Here is a 21,897-nt window from a genome sequence, read left to right as displayed (position 1 = left end):
AACGAGCTCAGCGAGGGACCATGACGACCGCCGAAACCACCTACCTGGAACTGTCCGACGACAGCGGTTCCTCTCACAAGTTCTACGAGGTGATCGTCACCGACACCCAGGTGAGCATCCGCTACGGTCGGATCGGCGAGCAGGGTCAGTCCAAGGCGAGCGCGTTCGCCACCGCCGACAAGGCGAAGGCGGCCGCGCGCAAGAAGATCGAGGAGAAGGTCCGCAAGGGGTACGCGCCCGCGGTGATGGGCGCGCGGCAGCGCCGTTCGGTGACCCGCCGCGTCATCACCAGCCAGCGCTCCACCGCAAAGAGCGCCCCGGTGCTGTGGCGTTTCGATTCCGGCGCGGCCGCGTTCGGCATCTTCGTCGACGAGCAGCGCTGCTGGGTCGGCAACGAGAGCGGTGAGGTCTTCACCCTCACGCCCACCGGTGAGGTGACCAACCGCTACCAGCTGCCCGACGGCGTGAAATGCCTGGTGGCCGACGACTTCTGGATCTACGCGGGCTGTGACGACGGCCGCGTCTACGACCTGTCCGGCAAGGTCCCGCGCGCCGCCTACGACGTCTCGGCCAGCGATGTCTACTGGCTCGACATCCACGACGGCATCCTCGCCGCCTCCGACGCCGCGGGCGGCCTGACCGTCATCGACCACGAGGAGGAGTCCCTGTGGTCGGCGCGCAGCACCGGCAACTCCGGCTGGATGGTCCGCCTCGACGCCACCGGCGTCTACCACGGACACAGCGCGGGCGTCACCAAATACACCCTGGAAACCGGTGTCACCCAGTGGCATTCGCCGACCCGGGGCTCGGTCCTGTTCGGCTGGCAGGAGACCTCCGACGTCTACGCGGGCACCGCGGCCAACCGCGTCGAGGAGATCACCAAGCAGGGCACCACCACCCGCGCCTACCAGTGCGACGCCGCCGTCTTCTCCTGCGCCGCCTCCCCCGACGGTCGCTATGTCTTCGCCGGTGACTCCCACTCCTCGGTCTACTGCTTCGACGCCACCGGCGCCCGCCTGTGGAAGCTGGCCACCGGCTGCGGCTCGGCCTACTCCATGCAGTACCACGACGAAAAGCTCTACCTCGTCACGACTTCCGGTGCCCTGGCCTGCCTCGACGTGAGCGAATCCGCCATCCGCGACGCCGACCAGGGCGTGCTGCCCAGCACCATCTCGGTCAAGGCACCGGAGATCTCGGCCGTCGCCGTCTCCGACACCGTCGAGGTCACCACCGACGCGGGTAACGGCATCGTCGTCGAATGCGTCGAGCACGGCGGCTCCCTGCGCGTGCACGTCGTCTCCCCCGGCTACGACCGGAACTGGAACGTCCAGTTCCCCCGCGACATCCGCCGCCCCGGCACCCGCTACGTCGTCGACGCCGTCACCGAGTCCGCCCGTGGCGGCTTCTACCGGGTCCGCGGCGACATCCGCCGCCTGAGCTGACCCGTCAGAAACTCTTGTGCGGCACCCCGACCGTGAGCCCGCCGTCGACCACGAACTCCGCCCCGGTCGAATACGAGGACTCGTCCGAGGCCAGGTACGCCACCAGCGCCGACACCTCGTCGGGCTCGGCGGCCCGCTGGACCGGGATCTGCAGGAAGTCGGCCGGAATCCCCTCGGTCATCGGCGTGCTGATCAGTCCGGGGTGCACCGAGTTCACCCGGATACCCTGCGCGGCGAGTTCGAGCGCCGCCGATTTGGTCAGTCCGCGCACCGCGAATTTCGTGGCGGTGTAGCCGTGCAGTCCGGGGCTGCCGCGCATCCCCTCGACCGAGGAGATGTTGACGATCGACCCGCCGCCGGTCATGGCGGGCACCGCGGCCCGCATGCCGAGAAACGTGCCGGTCAGGTTGATGTCGAGGATCCGCTGCCATTCGTCGAGCGCGAAGTCGACCAGGCGGTTCCCGTTGACGATCCCCGCGTTGTTCACCAGTACGTGCAGCCCACCGAACGTCTCGACCGCCGCCGCCACGGCCGCGTCCCACTGTTCGGGTTCGCGCACGTCCAGATGCCGGTAGATCGCCGACTCGCCCAGTTCCTTCGCGACGAGGGCGCCGTCGTCGTCGAGCACGTCACCGAGCACCACCGAGGCACCCTCGGCGACGAACCGGCGCGCGTGCGCGGCGCCCATTCCGCGCGCACCACCACTGATCAGCGCGACCTTGCCGGTCAACCGTGCCATGTCCACATACCTCCTCGCGAGACTCCGATCACCTCACCGTAGGAGGGCGTCCGGTTCTCCGGGCCGATATGCCGGAAAGGAATATCTCAGCAGAGTAGGTCGGTCGCCGCGGAGGCCGCGAACGAGACGTGCACGTGGTCGTAGTGATTGGCGGTCGTGCTGCCGCGGTCCTCCATGAACGACCAGCCGCTGCCGTCGTTGTAGCGCTGCTGCCAGATCACATACGTCACGCCGAAGCGCGCCTTGTTGGCCAGCACGAACGCGGCGATCGCATCGCCCTGGCCCTGGTTGGAGGTCATGATGTCGAGGGCGAGTCCGGCGCCGTGGTCACCGTCGTAGCGGCCGTGCGCGCCGCCGATGTCGGACAGCCCGAACATCTTCTGCACCATATGCGAGACCTGCGCGACGTGCGGACGCGTGCCCTTCCACTCCGTCGAGCACGACAGCTTCAGCTTCTCCGCCGAGAGCATCGCCGTCTCGTCGTCGGCGGAGACCGGCGCGAGGGTCGGTTCGGCCGGAGCGTCGTGGGTGAGCGCGGGCAGCGGGTCCAATTCGATCGCCGAGGGTGTCTGCGGCGTCACCGACGCGACTTGTTGCACCTCGGGCGCGCCCGGACGTAGTGCCATCCACAACATTCCCGGAACCGTGGCCGCGAGGCTGCACACAGCGAGCGACATGCGACCGGACGGGGGCGCGGGAGTGCGATGTTGACCAGGCACGTTTCAATCACCAGCTACTGTCGAGAACAAGTCACTATTAGATTACGAAATGGTCGCGACAATGTCACGCCCGCGCGACGGCTCGCGCGCGTCGGACCAGTATCCCCCACGCACGGCGATCACGCTGCCCCTTCGCCGCCTGGGAGTACGCTCGTTGCCAAACCACGCACGTCGGTGAAACGACCCGGAGGTCGGCGATGGCCGTTCTGCTCGGTATCGGCACCTTCCTGCCCGGCGAGCTCCCGGACTGGGGCCAGTGCGTGCACAAGGTCGCCCGCGACGCCGAGGACCCCGGCACGCTCTACCTGCAGAACCACGGCGGTGTCTTCCGCAGTACCGACGACGGCGCCACCTGGCAGTCCATCGACGCCGACCTCCCGCCCGACAACTTCGGCTTCCCCATCGTCGCCCATCCGCGCCGCCCCGGTGTCGTCTACACCTTCCCCCTCGACGCCGACATGGACCGTTTCCGCTTCCCCCCGAACGCCACCTGCGCGATATACCGCAGCGAAGACGCCGGTCGCACCTGGTCGGCCAGCACCGACGGCCTACCCGAGGTCCCCTTCTGGGCCTCGGTCCTGCGCGACGCCATGACCGCCGACGACGCCGACCCCACCGGCATCTACTTCGGCACCCGCAACGGCGAGGTCTACTGCAGCCCCGACGAAGGCGACCACTGGCAACTCGTCGCCGACCGGCTGCCCGACGTCCTGTGCGTGCGCGCCGCCGTCGTCGGCTGACCGATGGCCCGGGTCCTGCTCCCCTCCGCGCTGCGCCCCTACGCGGGTGGCGCCCGCGAATTCGACATCGACGCCCCGACACTCGGCCGGGCCCTCGACGCCCTCCGCGACCGCTCCCCGGCACTGGAACGCCGCCTGCGTGACGAACGCGGCACCCTGCGCCGCTACGTCAACTTCTACATCGACGGCGACGAATGCCGCACCCTCGACGGCACGGACACCCCACTCACCGCGAGCACGGAAGTCATGATCATCCCGGCGGTCGCCGGAGGCTGAGCGCCCGTCACCTCTCGGACGTCGGCATCACCGAAGCACGGCTATCGTGTAATCGACACTGCCGCAAGATGTTCGAAGGAGCCCGCACGTGCCGGATCGTCTGGACCAGCTGACCGCCACCCTCGGCGGCCCGCCACCGGCGGAGTTCGCGACGCTCGACCGCGACGAGCTCGCCCGTCTCGACGGCTTCGTCGGCACCGCGCTGGCCGCCCGCAAGGCCGCCATGGACGACGCGCTCGGCGCCGGGATGCACCTCATCCCGCGCCTGGCCCGCCCCGCCGTGCGCAAGGTCCTGGGCCTGTGAGCGGCACGCGGCACACCGTGGCCGAGATCGCGAAGCTGGGCCGGGTACTCGGCGTCGACCCCGCCGAGCTGGATTTCCTGACAGCGCAACCACCTTCGGCGATCAAGGCCTTCCGCGACCAGGTCAGCGACGAGATGTCGGGCCGTGACGTGCTGCGCATGCAACGCGTCGCCGCCGCGGTGAAACTGGTCCCCAAGCCGGTCGCCGCACTCGTCGCCGAGAAGGCGCTGGGCCCGGCCCTGGCCGCCGCCGTCGCCGGTGCCGTCGAACCCGCCCGCGCGGTCGCGATCGCCGAATCCCTGTCGCCGAAGTTCCTCGCCGACGCCACCGTGCTGCTCGACCCCACACGCGCCGCCGAGGTCATCGCCCGCGTCCCCGACACGATGGCCGCCGAGGTCGCCAAGGAACTCATCGACCGCGGCGACTACCTCACCATGGGCCGCCTGGCCGGTGCCATGCCCGACTCCGTCCTCTGGGCCGCCCTGCCCGAGGCCGCCGACCGCGACATCCTCCAGGTCGGCCTGCACCTCGAGGACAGCTCCCAGGCCGAACGCCTGCTCAGCATGGTCACCGACCGCGTCCCCGGCATGGTCGACGCCATGTACGCCGAGCAGCAGTGGGCCGACGCGATCTCCCTGCTCGACATCATCGGCCCCGAGGAACGCGCCCGCATGGCCGACATCGTCGCCGAACAGGACGACGAGGTCCTCGACGGACTCCTCACCGCCGTCGCCGAACTCGATGCCTGGGACGCCCTGCTCCCCGTCGCCGCGGGCATGGCCATCACCGGTCTGCGGCGCCTGGCCCAGCGCCCCGTCATGCACGACCCCGCCACCCTCACCCGCGTCTCCGACATCTCCCTCGCCGAGGGTCTCTGGCTCGACCTGCTCCCCCTGGTCCGCCACCTCGACCCGACCCAGCAGCGCCACATCGCCGAGCGCGTCCTCGCCGAAGACGACGACGCCCTGCGCGAACTCATCGTCGCGGCCAGCCCCGAAGCCCCCACCATGCTCCCCCTGGCCCTGTCCGTCGACGGCGCCCCCCGCACCCGCGTCCTGGCCCTGCTCGAGGGCATGCCCGAACTCGACACCCTCGTCGACCTCCTCGACACCACCGACCACCCCGCCTGGCAAACCCTCGTCACCCTCACCCCCGAACTCCCCGACCGCGTCCGCAAACTCCTGGTCGCCCGCGCCCGCGCCTGCGGCCTGGACGAGGTCGCGACGGCACTGTCCACCGACGAACAACCGTTGCCGCCCAAGGCAACCGGGCTACACTAGGGAATGAGGAACACGCTCGTCACCGCCACCATCTCCCTCCTCGCCGGTGCCCTCGCACTGACCGGATGCGCCAGTGACGCCGACGTGGTGTCGAAGAACCTTTCCAAGGAATCGGATCAGTTCAAGATCAACCGCCGGGTGGTCTTCTTCAACGGCATCACCGACAAATACCTGCTCTCCATCGAGGGCAAGTGCTCGATCAAGGACGAGAACAACCAGCTCGAGGTCACCTGCAAGACCGGCGACGACGAGTACAAGAAACACTTCCTCGGCCTGTCCGACAACGTCAGCTACTTCGTCGAACAACTCGACGCCGCCAACGTCAGCCCCTACCACTACAAGGTGATCTTCAAACCCGAAACCATCCTCGCCGACATCGACCGCAACTGACCGACCTCACCACGGCCAATACCCTTGACACATGCACGCCATCGGCAGCAGGAAGCGAAACCAGCCCGCCCCGCCCCACGCCGTCTTCGCCGCCCTCACCGACCCGGATCGCGACCCGACCCGCCCGTGGCTGATCCTGCTGTCCGATGAGCAACGCCCCACTGTCCTGGAACGATCGAATCCCCACCTGGTCGTCTGGAGCTCGCTGTGGCCAAAACACCCCACCGCGCGGATCCGCTTCGACCTGCCCTCCGACGGCGGAAGCGGCACCGATCTGCGCTGGACGCTCTATGTCGACACACCGAACCTGGACGATTCGGCGATCGGCCATCTCCGTTACCGCCTCAACACCGTGATCAACGCGAAACTCCGGCGCTCCTTCGGGCAATGACCGAAACACTCTGCGCCCGCGGTTAGTCTGAGCCCGGCAGACGATCAGTCGGGGGGCGACGAATGACGCAGCTGGACCGCAGACAGACCTCGGTCATGACCCTGATCGCCGCGACGACACTGTGGGGGTTCTTCTCGGCGGGTCTGGCACTGTTCGGATCGAGCAGAGTGGGCCCGACCGTCGCGATCGGCGCCGCGGCCCCCTTGCTGCTCCTCGCCGTCGCGGGCGGCCGCAACCCGCTGCGGGACCTGCGCGCGCACCCGAAAACCTCTCTCGTGCTGGGCTTTCTGGAAGCCGTCAACATCACGCTCTACGCCGCGGCCTTGGCCATCGGCCCCGTCCCGGTCGTCGTGGCCCTGCACCTGACCGCACCGATCATCCTGCTCGTCGGCGCCCTGCTGACCCGTCGACGCGAGCTGGACGTCCGGGCGATCACCGAGATCGCGCTCGTGGTCACGGCGGTCGTCCTGGTCTCGATGCGCCCCGGCACCGCAGTATCGACCGCCCAGGCGATCGTCGGTTGCGCACTCGCCGTCGGCAGCGCACTCGCCGTCGCGGCGCTGATCACCCTCGTCGCGCGGGAGTCCACCCGCCGCGGCGACCCCACCGCGTCCGCCGGACTCCAGCTCGGTGTGGCGGGCCTGCTGACGATGCCCTACCTGCTCGTCGACACCGCCGCCCCCGGCCAGCTGGTGATCGAGTTCGCCCTCGGCGCGCTGCTGCTCGGGCCGGGCTTCGCGCTCTATTGGCGCGCGATGCGCCACACGGACGCCGCGACGGCCGGTGTCGTCGGCTTGAACGAGGCCATCGTCGCGTGGACCGTGATCGCCGTGCTGGACCACACAAATATGTCGATCTGGCTGCTGGCGGCGGGCGGTTTCATCGTCATTGCCATCGTTCTCGAGCAGGGCGCCCAGCTATAGTTGCGGCACAACGTTTTTGGCTCCGGGGCAGCATGTCGGATTTCGAGCACCGCATCATCCGGGCATGCGATTGGCTGCGCCGCACCCTCGTCCGTCCCGGCGACGGGGTCGCGGGCTGGGGCTGGTCCGCCGATGTCGCCCCCAACCCGCAGGACACCGCGGAGGTGGTCTGCGCGCTCGCCGCGGCCCGTCGCCCGGTCCCCGACGCCCCGGCGGTGCTGGCCATGATGCGGCGCACTTCGGTTTCCCATCACACCCAAGGCGAATGGGTCTTCCAGGCACCGATCGATGCCGCCTGGCGGCTGCGCGCCCTGCGCCGCCTGGGCGAACCCCTCACCGCCACCGAGGTTCTCGCTTCCCGGCACACCCTGCTCACCACCCAGGACCCCGAGACCGGCGGGTGGGCGCTTTCCGATGGCATCGCGCCGATCTCGGTGACCGCGACCACCGCCGCCGTGCGCGCCCTCCTCGAATTCCCGGGCGCCGACGACGCGGCCGCCGAGGCCACCGCCCGCGGTGTCTCGTTCCTGGTCACCGCCGTACTCGACGACGATTCCCGCGCGGCGTCGAACCACGCCGCCGCCCACATCGCCCACCTGCTCGGCAACCCTGCGATCGCTGCCCTCGGCGGCCCCCGCCTCGCCCGCGCCCACACCCGCACCGTCGACCGGATCCTCGCCCACCTCGACACCGCCCCGGGCACCCTCGAGGAGGAACAGATCCACCGCGGCGCGGTCGCCCAGACCTGGTATCACTCCACGCTGCAGCAATCCGTCGCCGCCCTCGCCACCGCGGGCGACCGCCTGATCTTCCACCCGACCTTCCGCACCGCGCTCGTCCAGCTGCTCGACTTCCAGCAGTCCGAGCGAACCCATCGCGACCACGGCGGATTCCGCACCTCCCGCGAAGGCGTCATCACCACCTACGCGACCGCGCAGGCCGTGGAAGCCCTGACCGAGGTGCACTCCGGCGTCCGCCAGTGGGTCAATCCCGCCACGGTCTTCGACATGATCTGCCGCGAATCCGGCGCGCACCACACCGATCCCCAGCCGATCGCACCGACACCGCGCGCTCCGATCGCCATGAACAGTTCCGCAGGTGCCGCCGTCTTCGGCGCGGCCGCGGCGGCCGGAATCACGATCATCACCCTGGCCTTGGCGTTCGACAAGGGGACCGTCGAGCCACTCGGTGAGGTGTCGAGCCGGGCGCTCGTCGTCTGGGGATCCCTGTTCATCTCGTTCGGCAGCTATTGCTGGGCGGCAACGCTGTTCGCCAGGCATCGCTCCGGACGCGTCGGTACCCTCGTCTTCGCCGCGGCCACCACCATCGTCTTCCCCACGGTGGCGTTCCTACTCGGCTGACCCGTGGAAGTAGTCGGCTACGCAGGCGCCTACTGACACCCGCGCGGTCACCTCGCGATCAACCGGCCGATCAGCGCCATCGCGTCTACTGTCGACGGCAAATCGCTGACCTGCCCGTCACCGACTTCGACCACCCGCCAGTCACCATCCGCCCGACGCGCGACATCGGTGGTCACGAACCGGCAGCCCAGCGCCGACACCGCCCCGGCCACCCAGGACAAGTCGGGTTCCGGACACACCGCCGGATCATCGGGATGTGGCCCGATCACGACAGGTTCACCGTCGAGCCACCAAACCCTGGCCTCCGCCGCCCGAGCGCCCGTCACATCGGTGAAGTCCTCGAATTCGCGCAGCACCACCCCACCGGCCAAGTACTCCCCTTGCAGCTCGACAAACCGCTCGACCACACCGTGCAGCGCGCGGATATCCCGTAGATCCGGCACGTAACACGCGGTGTCCCATTCGTGCTTGCGCGACTTCACATAATCCTTGACTATCCCCGCACCCGCACCGAGCGACCCGGCCAGCTCGGCCAGCACCGACTGTCCGGGCACCTCCCCCGGTTTCCCGGTCAACCACCGCGACCGCGGCGTCAACCCGGCGAACGACTCATACCATCCCGGCAGTTCATGGGCCTTCGCATAGCATGCGGGCGACACCTCCAGCGCGCACCCACGCGACGAAAGCGCCTGTGCCAGATCGCGATAGCGATCCACCGGAATCATCCACCCGCGATACCACATCCGCCCACCACCGCGTGGCACCCGCCGAACCGCCGCGACCGGGTCTCCCACCGTCAACGCCTCGTGGTCCAACACCACGACGGTCCCACCCGCGGTCCGCACAGCATCGGCCTGCGCGCCGAAATGGTCGTCGACCCGCCGAGGATTCAGGGGATCGGAGCAGAACAACACCGTCGCGGTCACCGCCGAATCCTACTGTCCCGAGCGGAAACCCCAGCTCACGCCGATGGCGTACCCGTCAACTCGCGTTCCGCCGCGACGCGCGCACTGAACGGACACTGCCAATCCGCAGGCTTGGGCCGCCCCGAATACCGCCGCGCCTCCGACAGCATCTCGTACTCCATCAGATTCGGATTGATATCCCCCTGCAACGAGATGTCCTGCTTCCGGATCTTGTCCGCCAGCCGATCCCACATCCCGTCGGCCTTGATCCGCGCGAACTGCTCGTGCGAATTGAACGCCAACATCGGAAACGGTGGCCGCCGCCCGAACCGCCGATGCGTCTCGTGCAACCCGATCACGAAGAACGGATGCCCCGCCACGCTGTACCGGAACTCCCCCGACTGCGGATCCGAAGAACACCCAGCCGCCCACGCGAACCGCTCCGCATCCGCCTCATGAAGAAACTGTAAATGCTCCCACAACAACTCCTCGAACCGCAGCTCATCCACTCCCCGAGGCTGCTCGAAGGTCGCCACGAAACTCGTGAACTTCCGCGACCCCCAGTCCGCGGCCCCCACGAACTCCGCCAGATCCCCCGCCATCAACCGAGCCGACTCCACCCCACCCAGCACGTCGTAATGCCGATGCGTGATCCCACCCTGCCGCCACGCCGACCGCCCCGCCAGACAGGCGAACCGGTCCCCGAGCAGGAACTTCTCCACCTCAGCCCGCGCGTCCGTCGTCAACCCCGGCGTTCCTTTCCAACCACATCCGAACTCGAGCGGGCGCCACCGATCGACTCGGCGCACAGCCACCTCGCCCACACTGCGAGGGTGATCCTGACAGCCCCCGCCCGGGGACGCGAATCGATCGAACCGGCGCCCGCGATCATCCGGGCCGCTCGAGAGCCGAATCGGGCACCCGAACGTGTCGCGGATCACGTCCCGTTCATCCCTCGAACCGCGAACGTGCGGATCGGATCGCCACCCTGGTGCGAAGCACCTCGCCTTCGGTCAGCTCCACCGGCCGATGCGTGAACGAGTTGTCCTCCACCCGCACCGCGTTCCCGCCGCCAGACCGCAAGGCCTGTTCGATCCACCCGGTCGCGTTCAGCAGCACCGCCGCGAGTTCGGTCCCGGAATCCAGAACCTGATGTTTGTCGAACGCCGCCGACAGTTCGGTGAAAGCCCCCGCCATCCGTGACGACGTCAGCCGCTCGATTCCGGCTTCGGCCTCCAGCCGCGGCCGCCAGTCCTCCCAGTTCCACTCGCCCCACCCTGCCCGCGCCACGTCGATATCGTCGGCGCTCCCATCGAATGCCCAGTGCGCACCGACCCGGTCGGCCGGGACGAGGATCAGACCGTGCGCTGGTATCGACTCCGGCTTGTCCGGGGATTCCCAGACCGCGATCTGCTCGACCACGCCGGGCCCGGCTTCGATCAAGGCCCGGACTGGCAACGGCGAGGCGTAGACGCGCGGCCGATCGTTCTCCACGATGAAGACCGAACACATCGGCCGACGGCCCTCGCAGTAGCGAATCAATTCGCCGTCCGCGCCCCGAGCCCAGTGCACGGTCCAGCCGGTCCAGGTCTCCCGCATGGTTTCCAACACCGCATGCAGCGCCGCGGTCTCACCGAGAGACCTCGAGTACCACAGCAGCACGCTTCGACCCACGTCGATGACCGCCGCCGCGACCAGATCGGCCACCCATCGTTGTTCCCGCCGCTGCGCTGTCGCGAAACGAACGGCAGCATCGGGCCCCGCCACGAGGTCGAGGTGCAACGCGTCCCCGCCCCAGTGGGAATAGTAGATTTCCTCCGCACCAGCATCTTTGACGACAATCACGCACCGTGATCCCATGCCGGGCAGCGTACGCGCGCCGACCGACAGCTCCGACCTCGTCTGATAGCAGCCCCCTCTGAAAGCCCACGAGCCTATGCCGTGCCGCCACCGCTTACGAGAAGGCGAGGGTAACGAAATAGTTTCCGGAAGCGACAGCATTGGGGGTTGCCGCCAGCGGCCCAGCGGTCCGGACGCAGCAATCAATGAAATGGAGCCGAGGTGCGGCAGGTGAACATCCGGCCGATCGCGGTGTCCGCCTCCAGCCTGCTGAGCGGCGCCATTCTGGGATACAGCGTCCACCGCACCGTCGGAGCCGGATGGACGACCACGGCGAGCGAACAACTCTTCGGTACACCCGCAGTCACCACGGCGGTCATCGCCGCCCTTGTCGGCATGGTCGCGGTCTGGTTGCTGACCTGGGGCCGGCTCGGCTGCGTCGCCGCCTTCGGCACCGGCCTCGCCGGCTTGGTCGTTGTCGGCTCCCTCCACGCACTTCCGGCGCCCCAGGAATGGAATGAGCTACCACTCGCACTGGGCATTGGTCTCGGCCTGCTCATCGTCCCCGCCGTAATCTGCCCAGCCGCCCAGCGGTGGTTCTTCGGCGGTGCGATCGCCGCCGGCGTTCTCGGATTCCAGCTCGATACCCGCTTCGACGCGGGCCGATATCCCTACGGCGACTTCCCGTCGTCGACCGTCGTTGCCCAACAGCCGTGGCAATTCATCGTGGCCGGCCTGACCCTCGTCACACTGCTCGCTGCCATGTGGTCGTCGCGCACCGACCGAATCAACGACGAACTGCCCAGCACCTCAGTCGCTTTCGGTGCCACATTAGCAATCGCGGCAGGGCTCGTCGTGCGATTCTGGCCCGACTCCGAATGGCTGTCGGCGGCCGTTACCGGCCTGATCCTGGGCACGTTCGCCGCCGCCCGGCGATTTCTTCCTCCCGACCGGGCCAACTCGCTGGCCGCGGCAGTGGCGGCGACGGGCATCCTCATCCTGCTACCCGGATTCGACCGCACCCCTTCGATCCTCACCCTGGCCGTCGGCGGCGCGGCATTGATCGGCGGCGCCCTCTGCGGTGTGCGGATCCATCGCCCGGCGCTCGCCGTCGGACTGTGCGCGGGGGCCGGACTGATCGCAACCCTGTCGTTCATCTCCGAGACGAATTGGGTGCGGCTGACAGCCGGCGCACTGCTGCTCTTCGCGGTAGCCGCCAGCACCTCGTGCCTCCCCATGGAACCCGCGCTGCTGGCAGGCTGGTCGGTCCTACCCACCGTAACGACACTCGCCGCCACAGCCCTCCCCGCCGCCACCGACCCCGCGTCGATCCCACGCCACACCGACTGGCTGGAAAGCGAGTACATCCCCTGGTCCGGCGTAGCCCGCGGGCAGGCTGAACTGATGCTCACCGATCCGCCGCAACAGCTCGTGCTCACCCGCCCGGAGATGATCCTGCCCGGCCTGATCGCTACCGGACTGTGCGCCTGGTGCGCGGTCGGGCTGACCCGGCGCACCAACACACCGATCAACAAGCCGGAAGCAGACCCCACCTGACATCGAAGGCCAGCACCCACATCGGCCGAACACCGCGAACCTGTCGCTACCTTCAACTATATTGTCCAACAACGGATTAGCGCGTTGCCGGAAGCTACGGGTGGCGACCAGCGACCAGGTTCGAGGGGGAAACCATGGCTGATATCCGACGTGAGCGACGCCTGCGCACAGCCGAGCAGACGCTCGCCGAACAGGCCCACCTGAGCTCGCCGGAACGCCGAGTACTCACCGGAGTTCTCGCCCGCGAAGGCTGGCAACTGCTGGTTCGCACCACCGCATTCCGTCCGGGCAGACCCAGCGCTTTCGCGATCGGCCCGACAGGGGTGTTCGCGATCGTGTTCGCCGCCACCGCGCCCGACACCTCCGAATTCGGCGAGCTGCGCAAGCACGCCGAAGAACCTCTCGCCCGTCTCGCCGTCGGCGACTTCCGGTTCGTCCCCCACATGGCCGAGATCGTCGTCGTACTACCCGGCCGGTTCCGCGCCGAATCCGATGGCCGTGTCCACATCGTCGACGAACCCGCCTTCCTCGACACCCTCACCCGAGGCGACCGGCAGTACAAGCCCGCCCGTGCTGCCCAGCTCGCGGCCTCCGGCATCGACCGCTATACCCACCTGCGTCTCGACCGCCCCGTCGAAACCGACACCGCTGCCGAACTTTTCACCGCGACCGATCTCAACGAGTCCGAACGTGCCGCCGCGCTGGCCCGCCCGTTCAGCGACTGGATGACCTTCCTCGACCCAACCCAGCTGGCCCTGGTGCAGACGAACTTCACCGGTCCCGCCCGCATCAGCGGCCCGGCGGGCACCGGCAAATCCGTGGTCGCCTTGCACCGCATGGCACACTGGGCCAAACGCAATCCCGGCCGCCTGATGTTCACCACTTTCGTCAAGACACTTCCCACGTTTCACGAACGCGGCTTCGCCCGTCTGGCGCCTCGGGCTGTCGACCGCGCGGTCTTCACCGGACTGCACGCCTGGACGCTCCGGTTCCTCAAGGACAGGGATGTCCCGTTCAACCTCGACGAGGCAGCCGTCAACGCCGCACTCGCTGATGCGTGGCGCCGAATCCGCGATACCCTCACCGCCGTCGACGGCACCGATTTCGGCTACTGGCACGATGAAATCGACCGCATCATCAAAGGCCGCGAAATCTCGAGCCAGGATGAATACCGCAGTGTGCAGCGCAGCGGCCGCGAGCGCATCAGTGTCAGGGGCGATATCCGAAACATCATCTGGGACGAATGGTTTCAGCCCTACCAGCAGGGCCTCGCAGCTCGCGGCGCGCACGACTTCAACGACGTGATCACCCTCGCCGTCGAGGAACTGCGCACCCGCCCCCTCAGCGGCAAAGACGGTTTCGGGCTGGTAGTGGTCGACGAAGTCCAGGACTTCACACTCCGGCAGCTCCAGCTCGTTTACGAAATCGCCGGCGCCCGTGAGGATTCCCAGCTGCTCCTGGTGGGCGACAGCCAACAGCGCGTCTACGTCGGCGGCTGCACTCTGGCCGAGGCGGGCATTCCGGTACCCGGCGGCCGCGGCCGCATCCTGCGCACCAACTATCGCAACCGCGCCGCGGTCCTGTCCTACGTCCAGCGCATCGAAACGCCCGGCTCCGTCGACGACCTCGACGGCGGCACCGGCGTCGTCATCCGCGACAGCACCCCGACCCTCCCCGACGGTAACGTCGTCGAAGCCCGCCTCACCCGACGCGAATCACTCACCGCCCTCCCCCGAGCCATCCGCGACGCGAACCTGCCACCCGACGCCGACATCGCCGTCATCGTCTCCACCAGAAGCGACATCGATCGCTACCTCACCGCCCTGCGCAGAGCCGGGCTACGCGCCATGCCCCTGGAACACTACGACGGCACCCAACCCACCGACATCAAGGTCGGCACCGTCCACCGCGCCAAGGGCATGGACTTCACCGCCGTCTTCCTCCTCCTCACCACCCCACCCCCAACCCGCTCCGCCCGCGACGCCGAAGCCCTCCGCACCCGCCAACACCTCGTAGCCGCCAGCCGAGCCCGCGACTATCTGTGGGTATGCACCCTCACCGACTGATCCACCCAGACATAGCCCAGCTTCAGGCGCCCACCGTAGTCTGCGGGAAATCCTCGAGTCGTCCCCGAGCGTTTGTCCGGGTCACCACCGAATTGACGATCCACAGCAGCCGTCGGCACGAGATGATCGCCGACGAGGTGCCGCCAGCTGTGGCTTGTTCAATGTCAGCACCGACCTCGATCGCCTCATGCCCCGATGAGTTCCTGCCCATCCCAGGTGAACCGGGCCGATGTCACCGCATCGCTACCGTCTCCATGGACCAGCTGATGGATCGCGATGCCGCTCAGTTCCCGATACATGCACCACTCGTGGTCGGAGGTGAGCAGCAGGTCCAGATCCAGCGCACCGAGCAGCGCGAAGATCTGTCCGCGGTTGACCGTATCCACTCCTACGAAAACCTCGTCGAGCATGATCATCCGCGGAGCCTCGGGAGTTGCCTCGTAGTGCGCGGCGACAGCCGCGAACAATGGCAGGTGCAGCGCGATCGCCTTCTCACCGCCAGACAGCGCTCCGTGCAACTTCTTGGTGAGTTCCTGGTAGCCCTCACCCTTGCCACGATCGACGCGGACGACGAACTGATGCCAGCGGGTGTAGTCGAAAACCTGCGTCAGTTGCTGTCCCCAGCTGGTCGCGGTGGCGTCGGCCTTGGCTTCGTCGATACGTTCCCGCAGGAAGCGGTGCAGAGATTCCCGGTCGGCGTCGCCGAGCTGGGCGGGAGCCTTGAGCAGTAGGTCGCGGGCTGCTTTCGTCCCAGCGGGCAGGTCCTTGCCGACCTGCCATACTAGCTGCACCGCCACATCCGACGCGGTGCGGACCCGCCCGAGTCGCTCGTTCATCGCCTTGACCAGGGTGTCGGCCTGCCGGATGCGGGAGGTGAGATGACGGCGGGTATCGCCGGTGAGGGTGCGGTCGAACAGGGTGCGTTCGTGCTCGGTGATCTCGGTGCGGCTGTGTTCGGCTTCGCGCTCCAGAATCCGTTTCAGCTCCGCGGCTCCCACCCGTATCCCATCGATTGATGCGGTGAAGATCTGGACCTCACCCCGGGTTTCCAGGTCGAGGTCGGCGCGACCGCCGAGTTCGGCCCGGCATTCGTGCACCGAGGTCCCCAGCCGACCGAGAGCCTCGGTGACATTGGTGGGTGCGTGCGGTGTGCTGTCCCAGGCCGCGGTGATCAGCCGGGCCGCGTCGAGCGTGGCGCGCACGCCGTCGGATTCGGCCAATACGGTGTGGAAGTGCGCCAAGTCCGGAATCTCGGCGTCGGCGGGCAAGGTGCCGGTGGCCAGTTCCCGCAATCGCGTGGCGGCGGTGTCTCGATCAGCGACTGCCTCGATCCTGGCCTGCTCGTCGGTGTCGGTCTGTCGCTCGAGGCCACCGACAGCGGCGGTCAGCCGCGAGATCCGGCTCGAGCCATCCTGTTCGCTCGCTTCGGCAGTGGCCAATGCGGTCCGCACCGTGTCGAGTTCGACGAGGACATCCTGATAGTCGCGGCCGACAGTCTCCTCGATCGCCGTCAATTCCGTTGTCGCGCTGCTCAGTTCCGCGGCAGCCCCCACTGCGTCGGCGGCGGCCGAGTCCGCATCTGTTCGTGCCAGTGCCGCCTGCGCCACGGCCCGATCGTGGTTGTCGCGCGCACGCCCGAGATCGCTCCGCGCATCGATCCAGCTTTCCGCGATATCCGAGAACCTGTGCAGGGCCTGCGCGAAGGCAACGAGCGCGGGACGGTCGGTGGGTAGTCGGTGGGTGGCACCGAGCACCGCGAGCTGCTGCATCGAGGTACTGACCCACGCCTCGGTGTCACGCAGCTTGTCGGTGGCCGTACGCAATTCACCGTCGGCGGCATGGTGGGTCGCCGATGACTGGGCGAACGCGATATCGGCGTCCGCGAGTTCAGCGCGGCCGGGGCGGCGCCGATACTCGTCGTCGATGAGCAGCACCCGCTGTTCGAGTTCCCGCAGGGTGTGCGCGAACTCGTCGAGCCGGTGATCGAGTCGCAGCACCGACTGATCTATCTCACAGATCCGCTGCTGACGGGCACGGCGTCGGGCCTGCACACCGATGAATTCCGGGCTCGGTTTATTCCGGCCGCCGCGCAGATTCGCCATCCGCCACGATCCGTCGGCGCCGATCGCGACCACCTCCTGATCCGGCGCCGACTCCCCGAAGGCGATCGAGGCCAGCAAACGTTCGACCAGCGCCGCAGGCACGGCCGAACTGTCGGCTGGTTCGAGGACGGTGGTCAGCGACACACCGCCCACAGCCGCCACCGCCTCGGGTACCGCGAACACTTCGGCGCCGTCGACACTGCCGTCGGGCCCGATCCACGCATCGAGCAAGCCGGCTGATTCCAGCGCGGCCTCCACGGCGCCCGCAACGACGATCGACACCGAATCGGCGAAATCGACCACCTGCCACAGCGGCGCCCCCGGCCGCTCGGTCCGATCGGCGGTGCGCCACACCGGCACTGGTGGTGGGATGTCTCGTTCGTTGCGCAGCTGATCGCGTTCCTCGACCAACTCGGCGCGTTCGGCGCGCGCCTCGTCACGCGCCCCTTCGGTCTCGCGCGCCTTGCTGTGCGTGGCGACCGACGCCGCGGTCACAGCGGCGGTGATGATGTCGCCGCAATCGGCCTCCGACTCCGCGGCCCTAACCAGCCGATCGCAGTCCGGCGACAGCATCCGGCAGCCATCGGCCCAATCTCGCAGTTTCGAACGCAACTCTTCCACGGTCGCGTCCCGATGCTCGCCGGCGGCGCGCATCGCGGCCTCGGTGTGACCAAATCGTGTTCGCGCGGCGTCGACGGTGAGCTCGGCGGCATCACGTTCCCAGATCACGCGATCATGCTCATCGAGAGCGGCACGCACAACGCCGATCTGTTCCTCGCGGGTGGTCACGGTGGCGCGCAACATGATGCGGGCCCTGGCCGGCTCGGCCGCGGCGATCTCCTCGGTGACCGCCGTCATCGCGCAACGCTGCCCCGCTTGTCTGGACTCGGCCACGCTCCTGGCCACGATCTGTTCCCAATCCTGCATCTCCGTGGCAGTGGTCTCGGCGAGGCCGGCCGCGGTCAGCGCGGCACGTTCACGTTCCGCCTCGCGCTCGGCGGCCTGTGTGGCGCGTCGTTCGGCGCCTCGCCGGGCCCTGCGCAAATCATCGAGTTGCGCACCGTGCTGGTAGGCCGGGCTCTTGAGCAAACCTTCCTGGCGACTGCGCAGCTTGCCCACGGCGGCGCGATGGCGGCCGGTCTCCACCTGGGCAGCGCTCAAGTCCGTCCGCGCAGTGGCCAGTTCCGCGGCCGATCGTTTGGCATCGTCGGAGCGTTTGCCCAGCTCGGTGGTCGCCGACACCAGCGCGGCGGCCCGCGCCCGCAACACCCGTTGCGCGTAGGTACGCTGGCGCACAGCGAGTTTGGCGACAGCTTGGGCCTCGCCACGCAAGCGCTCGAGTCGCTCCCGCTGCGCGTCGAGCCGCTCGAACCCTTCGGCCAGATCGGCGATCTCGTTGTCGCCCAGCGGGGGCAGCGCTTTGGACAGCAGGTTCGACAGCAATCCCGGGTCGAGGCGCTGGGACAGCTTCGGCATCCGCAGTTGCAGTAGCGCGGTGATCAGCGCGTCGAAACGCTGATCGGACAGACCTGGAAACAACTTGGTGCGCACTGTGTTCCGATACATCGGCGCATCATCGTGCACTGTGCCGCGCTCGCCGATCCGGGTAACCAACTCGGCACGGGTGACCGGGCGGCCGGACTCGGTGAGCACCAGCACGTCCTCCTCGCCCGCCTGCCCCACCCGCAACTCGGTCGTGAAGAAGTCCGGGCGTACCGTGGTGGTGCGGGTGGTGGCCTGCAACCGCGCCCCACAGGTGAACCATTGCGCCGGGCCCCGGCGAAATTCCAGCCAGACATACCCGACCCGCGTGACCCCGGTGGCGCCCTCGCCCATCATGTTCCAGTGCATGGTCCGCTCACCGGTGCCGAAGGTCGACAGCCGGTTCGGCCGCAAACTGGCGTCGAACAGGAACGGCAGCAACAGTTCCAGGGCCTTGGACTTGCCACTGCCGTTGGCACCGCGCAGCAGCAGCCGGCCGTCATGGAACTCGAGCACTTCGTCGTAATAGCGCCAGACATTGAGAATGCCCGCGCGCGTGGGCACCCAGCGCAGCCGGGTGTCGTCGAGCTCGGTCATCGGCGGATCTCCGGTTCGGTCGTGGGGTGAACCTGCCGGACGCGGTAGCGGGCCACGGCGGGCAGAGGGATAACCAACCCGGCGGTGGTTCGCCGGACCAGCTGGAACGCGGCCAGCACCGCGACGGCGTCGTCGGCGAGCCGCCCGGGGCCTTCCTCCGCCTGATAGGTCCGGGCCCACTGCGGAAAACGTCGCAGCAGTTCGGTGGTGCGTGCGCACAGTTGCTCGATCGTGGCCGGGCCGTCGAGGTGCTCTAGCAACAGCAGCCCCGCCACTTTGGCGGTCGAACTGTCGTCGGGAAACTTCGAGTCGGTGGCCAGCGCGTCAGGGTCGACGAACAGGATCCCGTCACCGCGTTCCTCGAGCACGAAGCCACCGGTCTCGGCGGCGTTGCGCAACTGTCTGCGACCGGTGGGTGAGGCCAGGTAGCCCCGAGCGGCCTCGTCGAGGTCGGCGAAATACACCACCGGGTCATCAGCCAGGCGCCGGAAGATGCTGTGCCGCAACCACAGGTTGCGCTGATTGTCCGAGACGGTGACCTCTGAATGCCGACCGGCCGGGACCGAGGCCGCGCCGTAGCGGTGCTCCCGGGTGAGTTCGGCGAGTACCTCCGGCAACCGCAGCGAGACTTCCTGGGTCGGTATCCCCAGCTGGGACGGACCGGTACCGGTGGCGAGCATCCGTAGCAGCAACGTGGTGTCGACCCGATAGAGCACCTTCGCCTGCTGCGAATCGATGTAGCTGTCGACCGCACCGTCGACAGTGTGCAGGACCGCCGCGGCTTCCAGCCAGTGCAGCACGTCGACGAACGCCCGCCGCTCGCCCCTGCTCGACGTGTCGAACCCCTGGACCAGATCGTCGTGCGCGGTCGCCGAGCGCACCTGTTCGGCCAGAGTGCCGATGGTGGTGACCTGAGTCCCGCACAGTTCTGCCAGCACCACGCACAGCAACACGTACCGGCGACGGTCGAACGGGGCGCGCTGGGACCGTTGCCGTTTCGCTGGTCGCGTCGCGTCGGTGGCGACCCGGACTTTGGTCAACCGCGCGTAGCCGACCCGCGGTTCCACAGTCAGGCTCCAACCGCAGAAATAGTCGAACCACTGTGCTACCGGCTCCCGTCGTCTGCGCACCACATCGAACCGATCCGGCGCGGCGGCCGCGGTCAGCAACGGCTCGGCGAGCAGATACCGGATGGCCCGACCGACCTCCTCCCGTTCGGCGATGGCCAACTGATTGGTGAGCTGGCTCATCGGCCGGCCCGCCGTCCGGCCTGCCGGACGTCGAGCGCATAGTCAGGACCACGCAGCAGGCCGTGCACCGTGTGCACCTCGGCGACCGCGCCGGGTTCGGCCGGGCCGAGCGCGATCTCGATCCGGCCGTCGGGCGTAGTGGAGCGCCGGATCCCGACAGCGTCAGGGGCGCTGCCCAGCGCCCGCCCGATCAGGTCCAGCAGCCGCTCGGCCATGGCGGGCTCGAGTTCAGCGAATTCCGAGAGCTTGCGCACCCCGTGCGTATGGAGCCGGGCCCAGGCCTGCTGCAACGCCACCCGTTCGGCCACTGCCCGTGCCGCACGTTCCTTGCGTAGCGCGGACACGTCCGGCACCGTGCCCGTCCGGCCCAACCGTTCGTTCTTGCCCGCGGTGCGCAGCAACGCCGACACCTCCACCGGTGGTGATTCGGCCCAGGTGGCGTGGTGACTGATCAATTCCGGGTCCGGATGGGCCAGATGCGCGTGGCGAGCCGGCGCCAGGCCGAACGCCGTCGACCACAGCCGATGCAGGTCGGCTTCCTCGGGCAGCACACTGAACCACCTGGCCAGCTCCCGGAAATCCGTCACCGCGTTGCTGGATCGCCTGCGTGACTCGGTGATCCGGTCCAGCACCTGCAGCAGGGTGACGATCGCGCGCCGCCCGACCTGCCGAAGCTGATCGATGCGTGGCGCAGACCCGTCTACGGGTGAGAACCACGCCTGTAACCCAGCCCAGCGTGCGTGCCGCTGCTCGAGCCAGCCGGGCGCCGGGTCCGACCCAGGCAACGCGGGCAACTCGGCCCCCGCCAATGCCCGCCGATACATTCGTGAAACCCCGAACTCCTCGATCACCCGGACCCGCCCCGCGATGAGCTGGCCTCGCCGGTCGAGGTTGTCGAGGAATTCCTGCAGGTAGGCGACTGTCGCCGCCTTCACTTCGTGGAACACCGCCAGGTCGACGCCCTCGGCCCGCAGCAATCGCTGTAGCTCGCCGTTGAACTGTTTGGTGTTGACCCGCAGCGCTTCCAGGTGTGCTTCCAGTTCCATGAGCACGGTGAATACCCGCCGGTCGGTGCCGCCGTCGAGTTCACGGACCAGATCCGCGAGCCGATCTCCGATCGCGTCCAGCACCGCGGTCTGCAGTGCACCGGAGGACGCCAGGACCGTCATCGCGTGGACGACACCGGCGAAAGCCGCCTCGCCCTGCTTGGTCAGCGAATACAGCAGGTTGCGACGTTCGTAGTCCACCGCCGTGCGGTAGTTCTCGGAATGGTTCTGCACCACATCGACCAGGTCCCAGCGACGCAGCTGGTCCAACGCCGCGGCCAGATCGTCGGTATCGACAAGATCCGGTAGGCCGGCCCCCGGCAATCGCGCTCGCAGGTCATCGAGCCCGAGCGCTGTCTCGAGCCGCTCGTTCGCCTCCCCGAAGGCGTGCAGGATCGCGGTGTAGAGCCCGGAGAGGTCGCCGCTGGTGAAACGGAACATCTCCGGCGGCACGCGAATCGGATCCATCATCCCCCTTCGATCGGTCG

19 protein-coding genes are annotated in these 21,897 nt (G+C 68.3%); 11 read left to right on the top strand and 8 right to left on the bottom strand.

What is annotated here, in order from left to right; all coding sequences use genetic code 11:
* Positions 1–20 precede the first annotated feature (20 nt).
* Positions 21–1,442 (top strand): WGR domain-containing protein, encoded by a 1,422-nt coding sequence (locus tag QC180_RS26005; protein ID WP_278265455.1) that lies wholly within the window; start codon positions 21–23, stop codon positions 1,440–1,442.
* A gap of 4 nt (positions 1,443–1,446) precedes the next feature.
* Here the strand turns inward: QC180_RS26005 and QC180_RS26000 are convergent, their stop codons facing one another.
* Both QC180_RS26000 and QC180_RS25995 read right to left on the bottom strand, forming a co-directional pair.
* A complete protein-coding gene (locus QC180_RS26000) occupies positions 1,447–2,181 on the bottom strand; it encodes a glucose 1-dehydrogenase (protein ID WP_278265454.1) in 735 nt (244 codons plus the stop codon).
* An 86-nt stretch (positions 2,182–2,267) separates the two neighbouring features.
* On the bottom strand, positions 2,268–2,816 hold the full coding sequence (locus tag QC180_RS25995; protein WP_278265453.1) for a VldE C-terminal domain-containing protein: 549 nt from the start codon (positions 2,814–2,816) through the stop codon (positions 2,268–2,270).
* 281 nt (positions 2,817–3,097) lie between these two features.
* Here QC180_RS25995 and QC180_RS25990 point away from each other — a divergent pair, with 281 nt between their 5' ends.
* The 8 genes from QC180_RS25990 to QC180_RS25955 all read left to right on the top strand — a co-directional run bounded on the left by QC180_RS25990 (position 3,098) and on the right by QC180_RS25955 (position 8,565).
* Complete coding sequence (locus QC180_RS25990) at positions 3,098–3,640, top strand: WD40/YVTN/BNR-like repeat-containing protein (protein WP_278265452.1); 543 nt, start codon at positions 3,098–3,100, stop codon at positions 3,638–3,640.
* Between the two features lie 3 nt (positions 3,641–3,643).
* Positions 3,644–3,916, top strand: a complete 273-nt coding sequence (locus tag QC180_RS25985) for a MoaD/ThiS family protein (protein WP_278265451.1) — start codon at positions 3,644–3,646, stop codon at positions 3,914–3,916.
* 88 nt (positions 3,917–4,004) lie between these two features.
* On the top strand, positions 4,005–4,220 hold the full coding sequence (locus QC180_RS25980; protein WP_278265450.1) for a hypothetical protein: 216 nt from the start codon (positions 4,005–4,007) through the stop codon (positions 4,218–4,220).
* Complete coding sequence (locus QC180_RS25975) at positions 4,217–5,500, top strand: hypothetical protein (protein ID WP_278265449.1); 1,284 nt, start codon at positions 4,217–4,219, stop codon at positions 5,498–5,500. The genes QC180_RS25980 and QC180_RS25975 overlap by 4 nt, the downstream gene beginning before the upstream one ends.
* A gap of 3 nt (positions 5,501–5,503) precedes the next feature.
* Complete coding sequence (locus QC180_RS25970) at positions 5,504–5,890, top strand: beta-sandwich lipoprotein (protein ID WP_278265448.1); 387 nt, start codon at positions 5,504–5,506, stop codon at positions 5,888–5,890.
* A gap of 31 nt (positions 5,891–5,921) precedes the next feature.
* The gene (locus QC180_RS25965; RefSeq protein ID WP_278265447.1) at positions 5,922–6,281 is read left to right on the top strand and encodes a hypothetical protein; all 360 of its coding nucleotides are present in this window, start codon (positions 5,922–5,924) and stop codon (positions 6,279–6,281) included.
* Between the two features lie 62 nt (positions 6,282–6,343).
* Positions 6,344–7,204: an EamA family transporter gene (locus QC180_RS25960; protein ID WP_278265446.1), complete on the top strand. Its 861-nt coding sequence runs from the start codon at positions 6,344–6,346 to the stop codon at positions 7,202–7,204.
* Positions 7,205–7,236: 32 nt separating this feature from the next.
* On the top strand, positions 7,237–8,565 hold the full coding sequence (locus QC180_RS25955; RefSeq protein ID WP_278265445.1) for a prenyltransferase/squalene oxidase repeat-containing protein: 1,329 nt from the start codon (positions 7,237–7,239) through the stop codon (positions 8,563–8,565).
* Between the two features lie 47 nt (positions 8,566–8,612).
* Here the strand turns inward: QC180_RS25955 and QC180_RS25950 are convergent, their stop codons facing one another.
* The 3 genes from QC180_RS25950 to QC180_RS25940 all read right to left on the bottom strand — a co-directional run bounded on the left by QC180_RS25950 (position 8,613) and on the right by QC180_RS25940 (position 11,315).
* Positions 8,613–9,491 (bottom strand): ATP-grasp domain-containing protein, encoded by an 879-nt coding sequence (locus QC180_RS25950; RefSeq protein WP_278265444.1) that lies wholly within the window; start codon positions 9,489–9,491, stop codon positions 8,613–8,615.
* A gap of 35 nt (positions 9,492–9,526) precedes the next feature.
* Positions 9,527–10,216, bottom strand: coding sequence for a guanitoxin biosynthesis heme-dependent pre-guanitoxin N-hydroxylase GntA (gene gntA, locus QC180_RS25945; RefSeq protein WP_278265443.1), 690 nt, complete (start codon positions 10,214–10,216; stop codon positions 9,527–9,529).
* A 202-nt stretch (positions 10,217–10,418) separates the two neighbouring features.
* Positions 10,419–11,315, bottom strand: coding sequence for a hypothetical protein (locus QC180_RS25940; RefSeq protein ID WP_278265442.1), 897 nt, complete (start codon positions 11,313–11,315; stop codon positions 10,419–10,421).
* Between the two features lie 225 nt (positions 11,316–11,540).
* Here QC180_RS25940 and QC180_RS25935 point away from each other — a divergent pair, with 225 nt between their 5' ends.
* Together QC180_RS25935 and QC180_RS25930 are read left to right on the top strand one after the other, a co-directional pair.
* A complete protein-coding gene (locus QC180_RS25935; protein WP_278265441.1) occupies positions 11,541–12,866 on the top strand; it encodes a hypothetical protein in 1,326 nt (441 codons plus the stop codon).
* Between the two features lie 134 nt (positions 12,867–13,000).
* Positions 13,001–14,932 (top strand): UvrD-helicase domain-containing protein, encoded by a 1,932-nt coding sequence (locus QC180_RS25930; protein ID WP_278265440.1) that lies wholly within the window; start codon positions 13,001–13,003, stop codon positions 14,930–14,932.
* Between the two features lie 185 nt (positions 14,933–15,117).
* Here the strand turns inward: QC180_RS25930 and QC180_RS25925 are convergent, their stop codons facing one another.
* The 3 genes from QC180_RS25925 to QC180_RS25915 are packed head-to-tail and all read right to left on the bottom strand — an operon-like array spanning position 15,118 to position 21,880.
* Positions 15,118–19,113: a TIGR02680 family protein gene (locus QC180_RS25925; protein WP_278265439.1), complete on the bottom strand. Its 3,996-nt coding sequence runs from the start codon at positions 19,111–19,113 to the stop codon at positions 15,118–15,120.
* Positions 19,110–20,363: a TIGR02678 family protein gene (locus QC180_RS25920; RefSeq protein ID WP_278265438.1), complete on the bottom strand. Its 1,254-nt coding sequence runs from the start codon at positions 20,361–20,363 to the stop codon at positions 19,110–19,112. The genes QC180_RS25925 and QC180_RS25920 overlap by 4 nt, the downstream gene beginning before the upstream one ends.
* Entirely contained in the window at positions 20,360–21,880 is a 1,521-nt protein-coding gene (locus QC180_RS25915) for a TIGR02677 family protein (RefSeq protein ID WP_278265437.1), read from the bottom strand. The genes QC180_RS25920 and QC180_RS25915 overlap by 4 nt, the downstream gene beginning before the upstream one ends.
* Positions 21,881–21,897: the final 17 nt, after the last annotated feature.

Source organism: Nocardia anocheti, from assembly GCF_029675105.1.
Lineage (GTDB): Bacteria > Actinomycetota > Actinomycetes > Mycobacteriales > Mycobacteriaceae > Nocardia.
The sequence above is the reverse complement of the archived record's forward strand: the minus strand, read 5'-3'. Positions and strand labels throughout refer to the sequence as shown.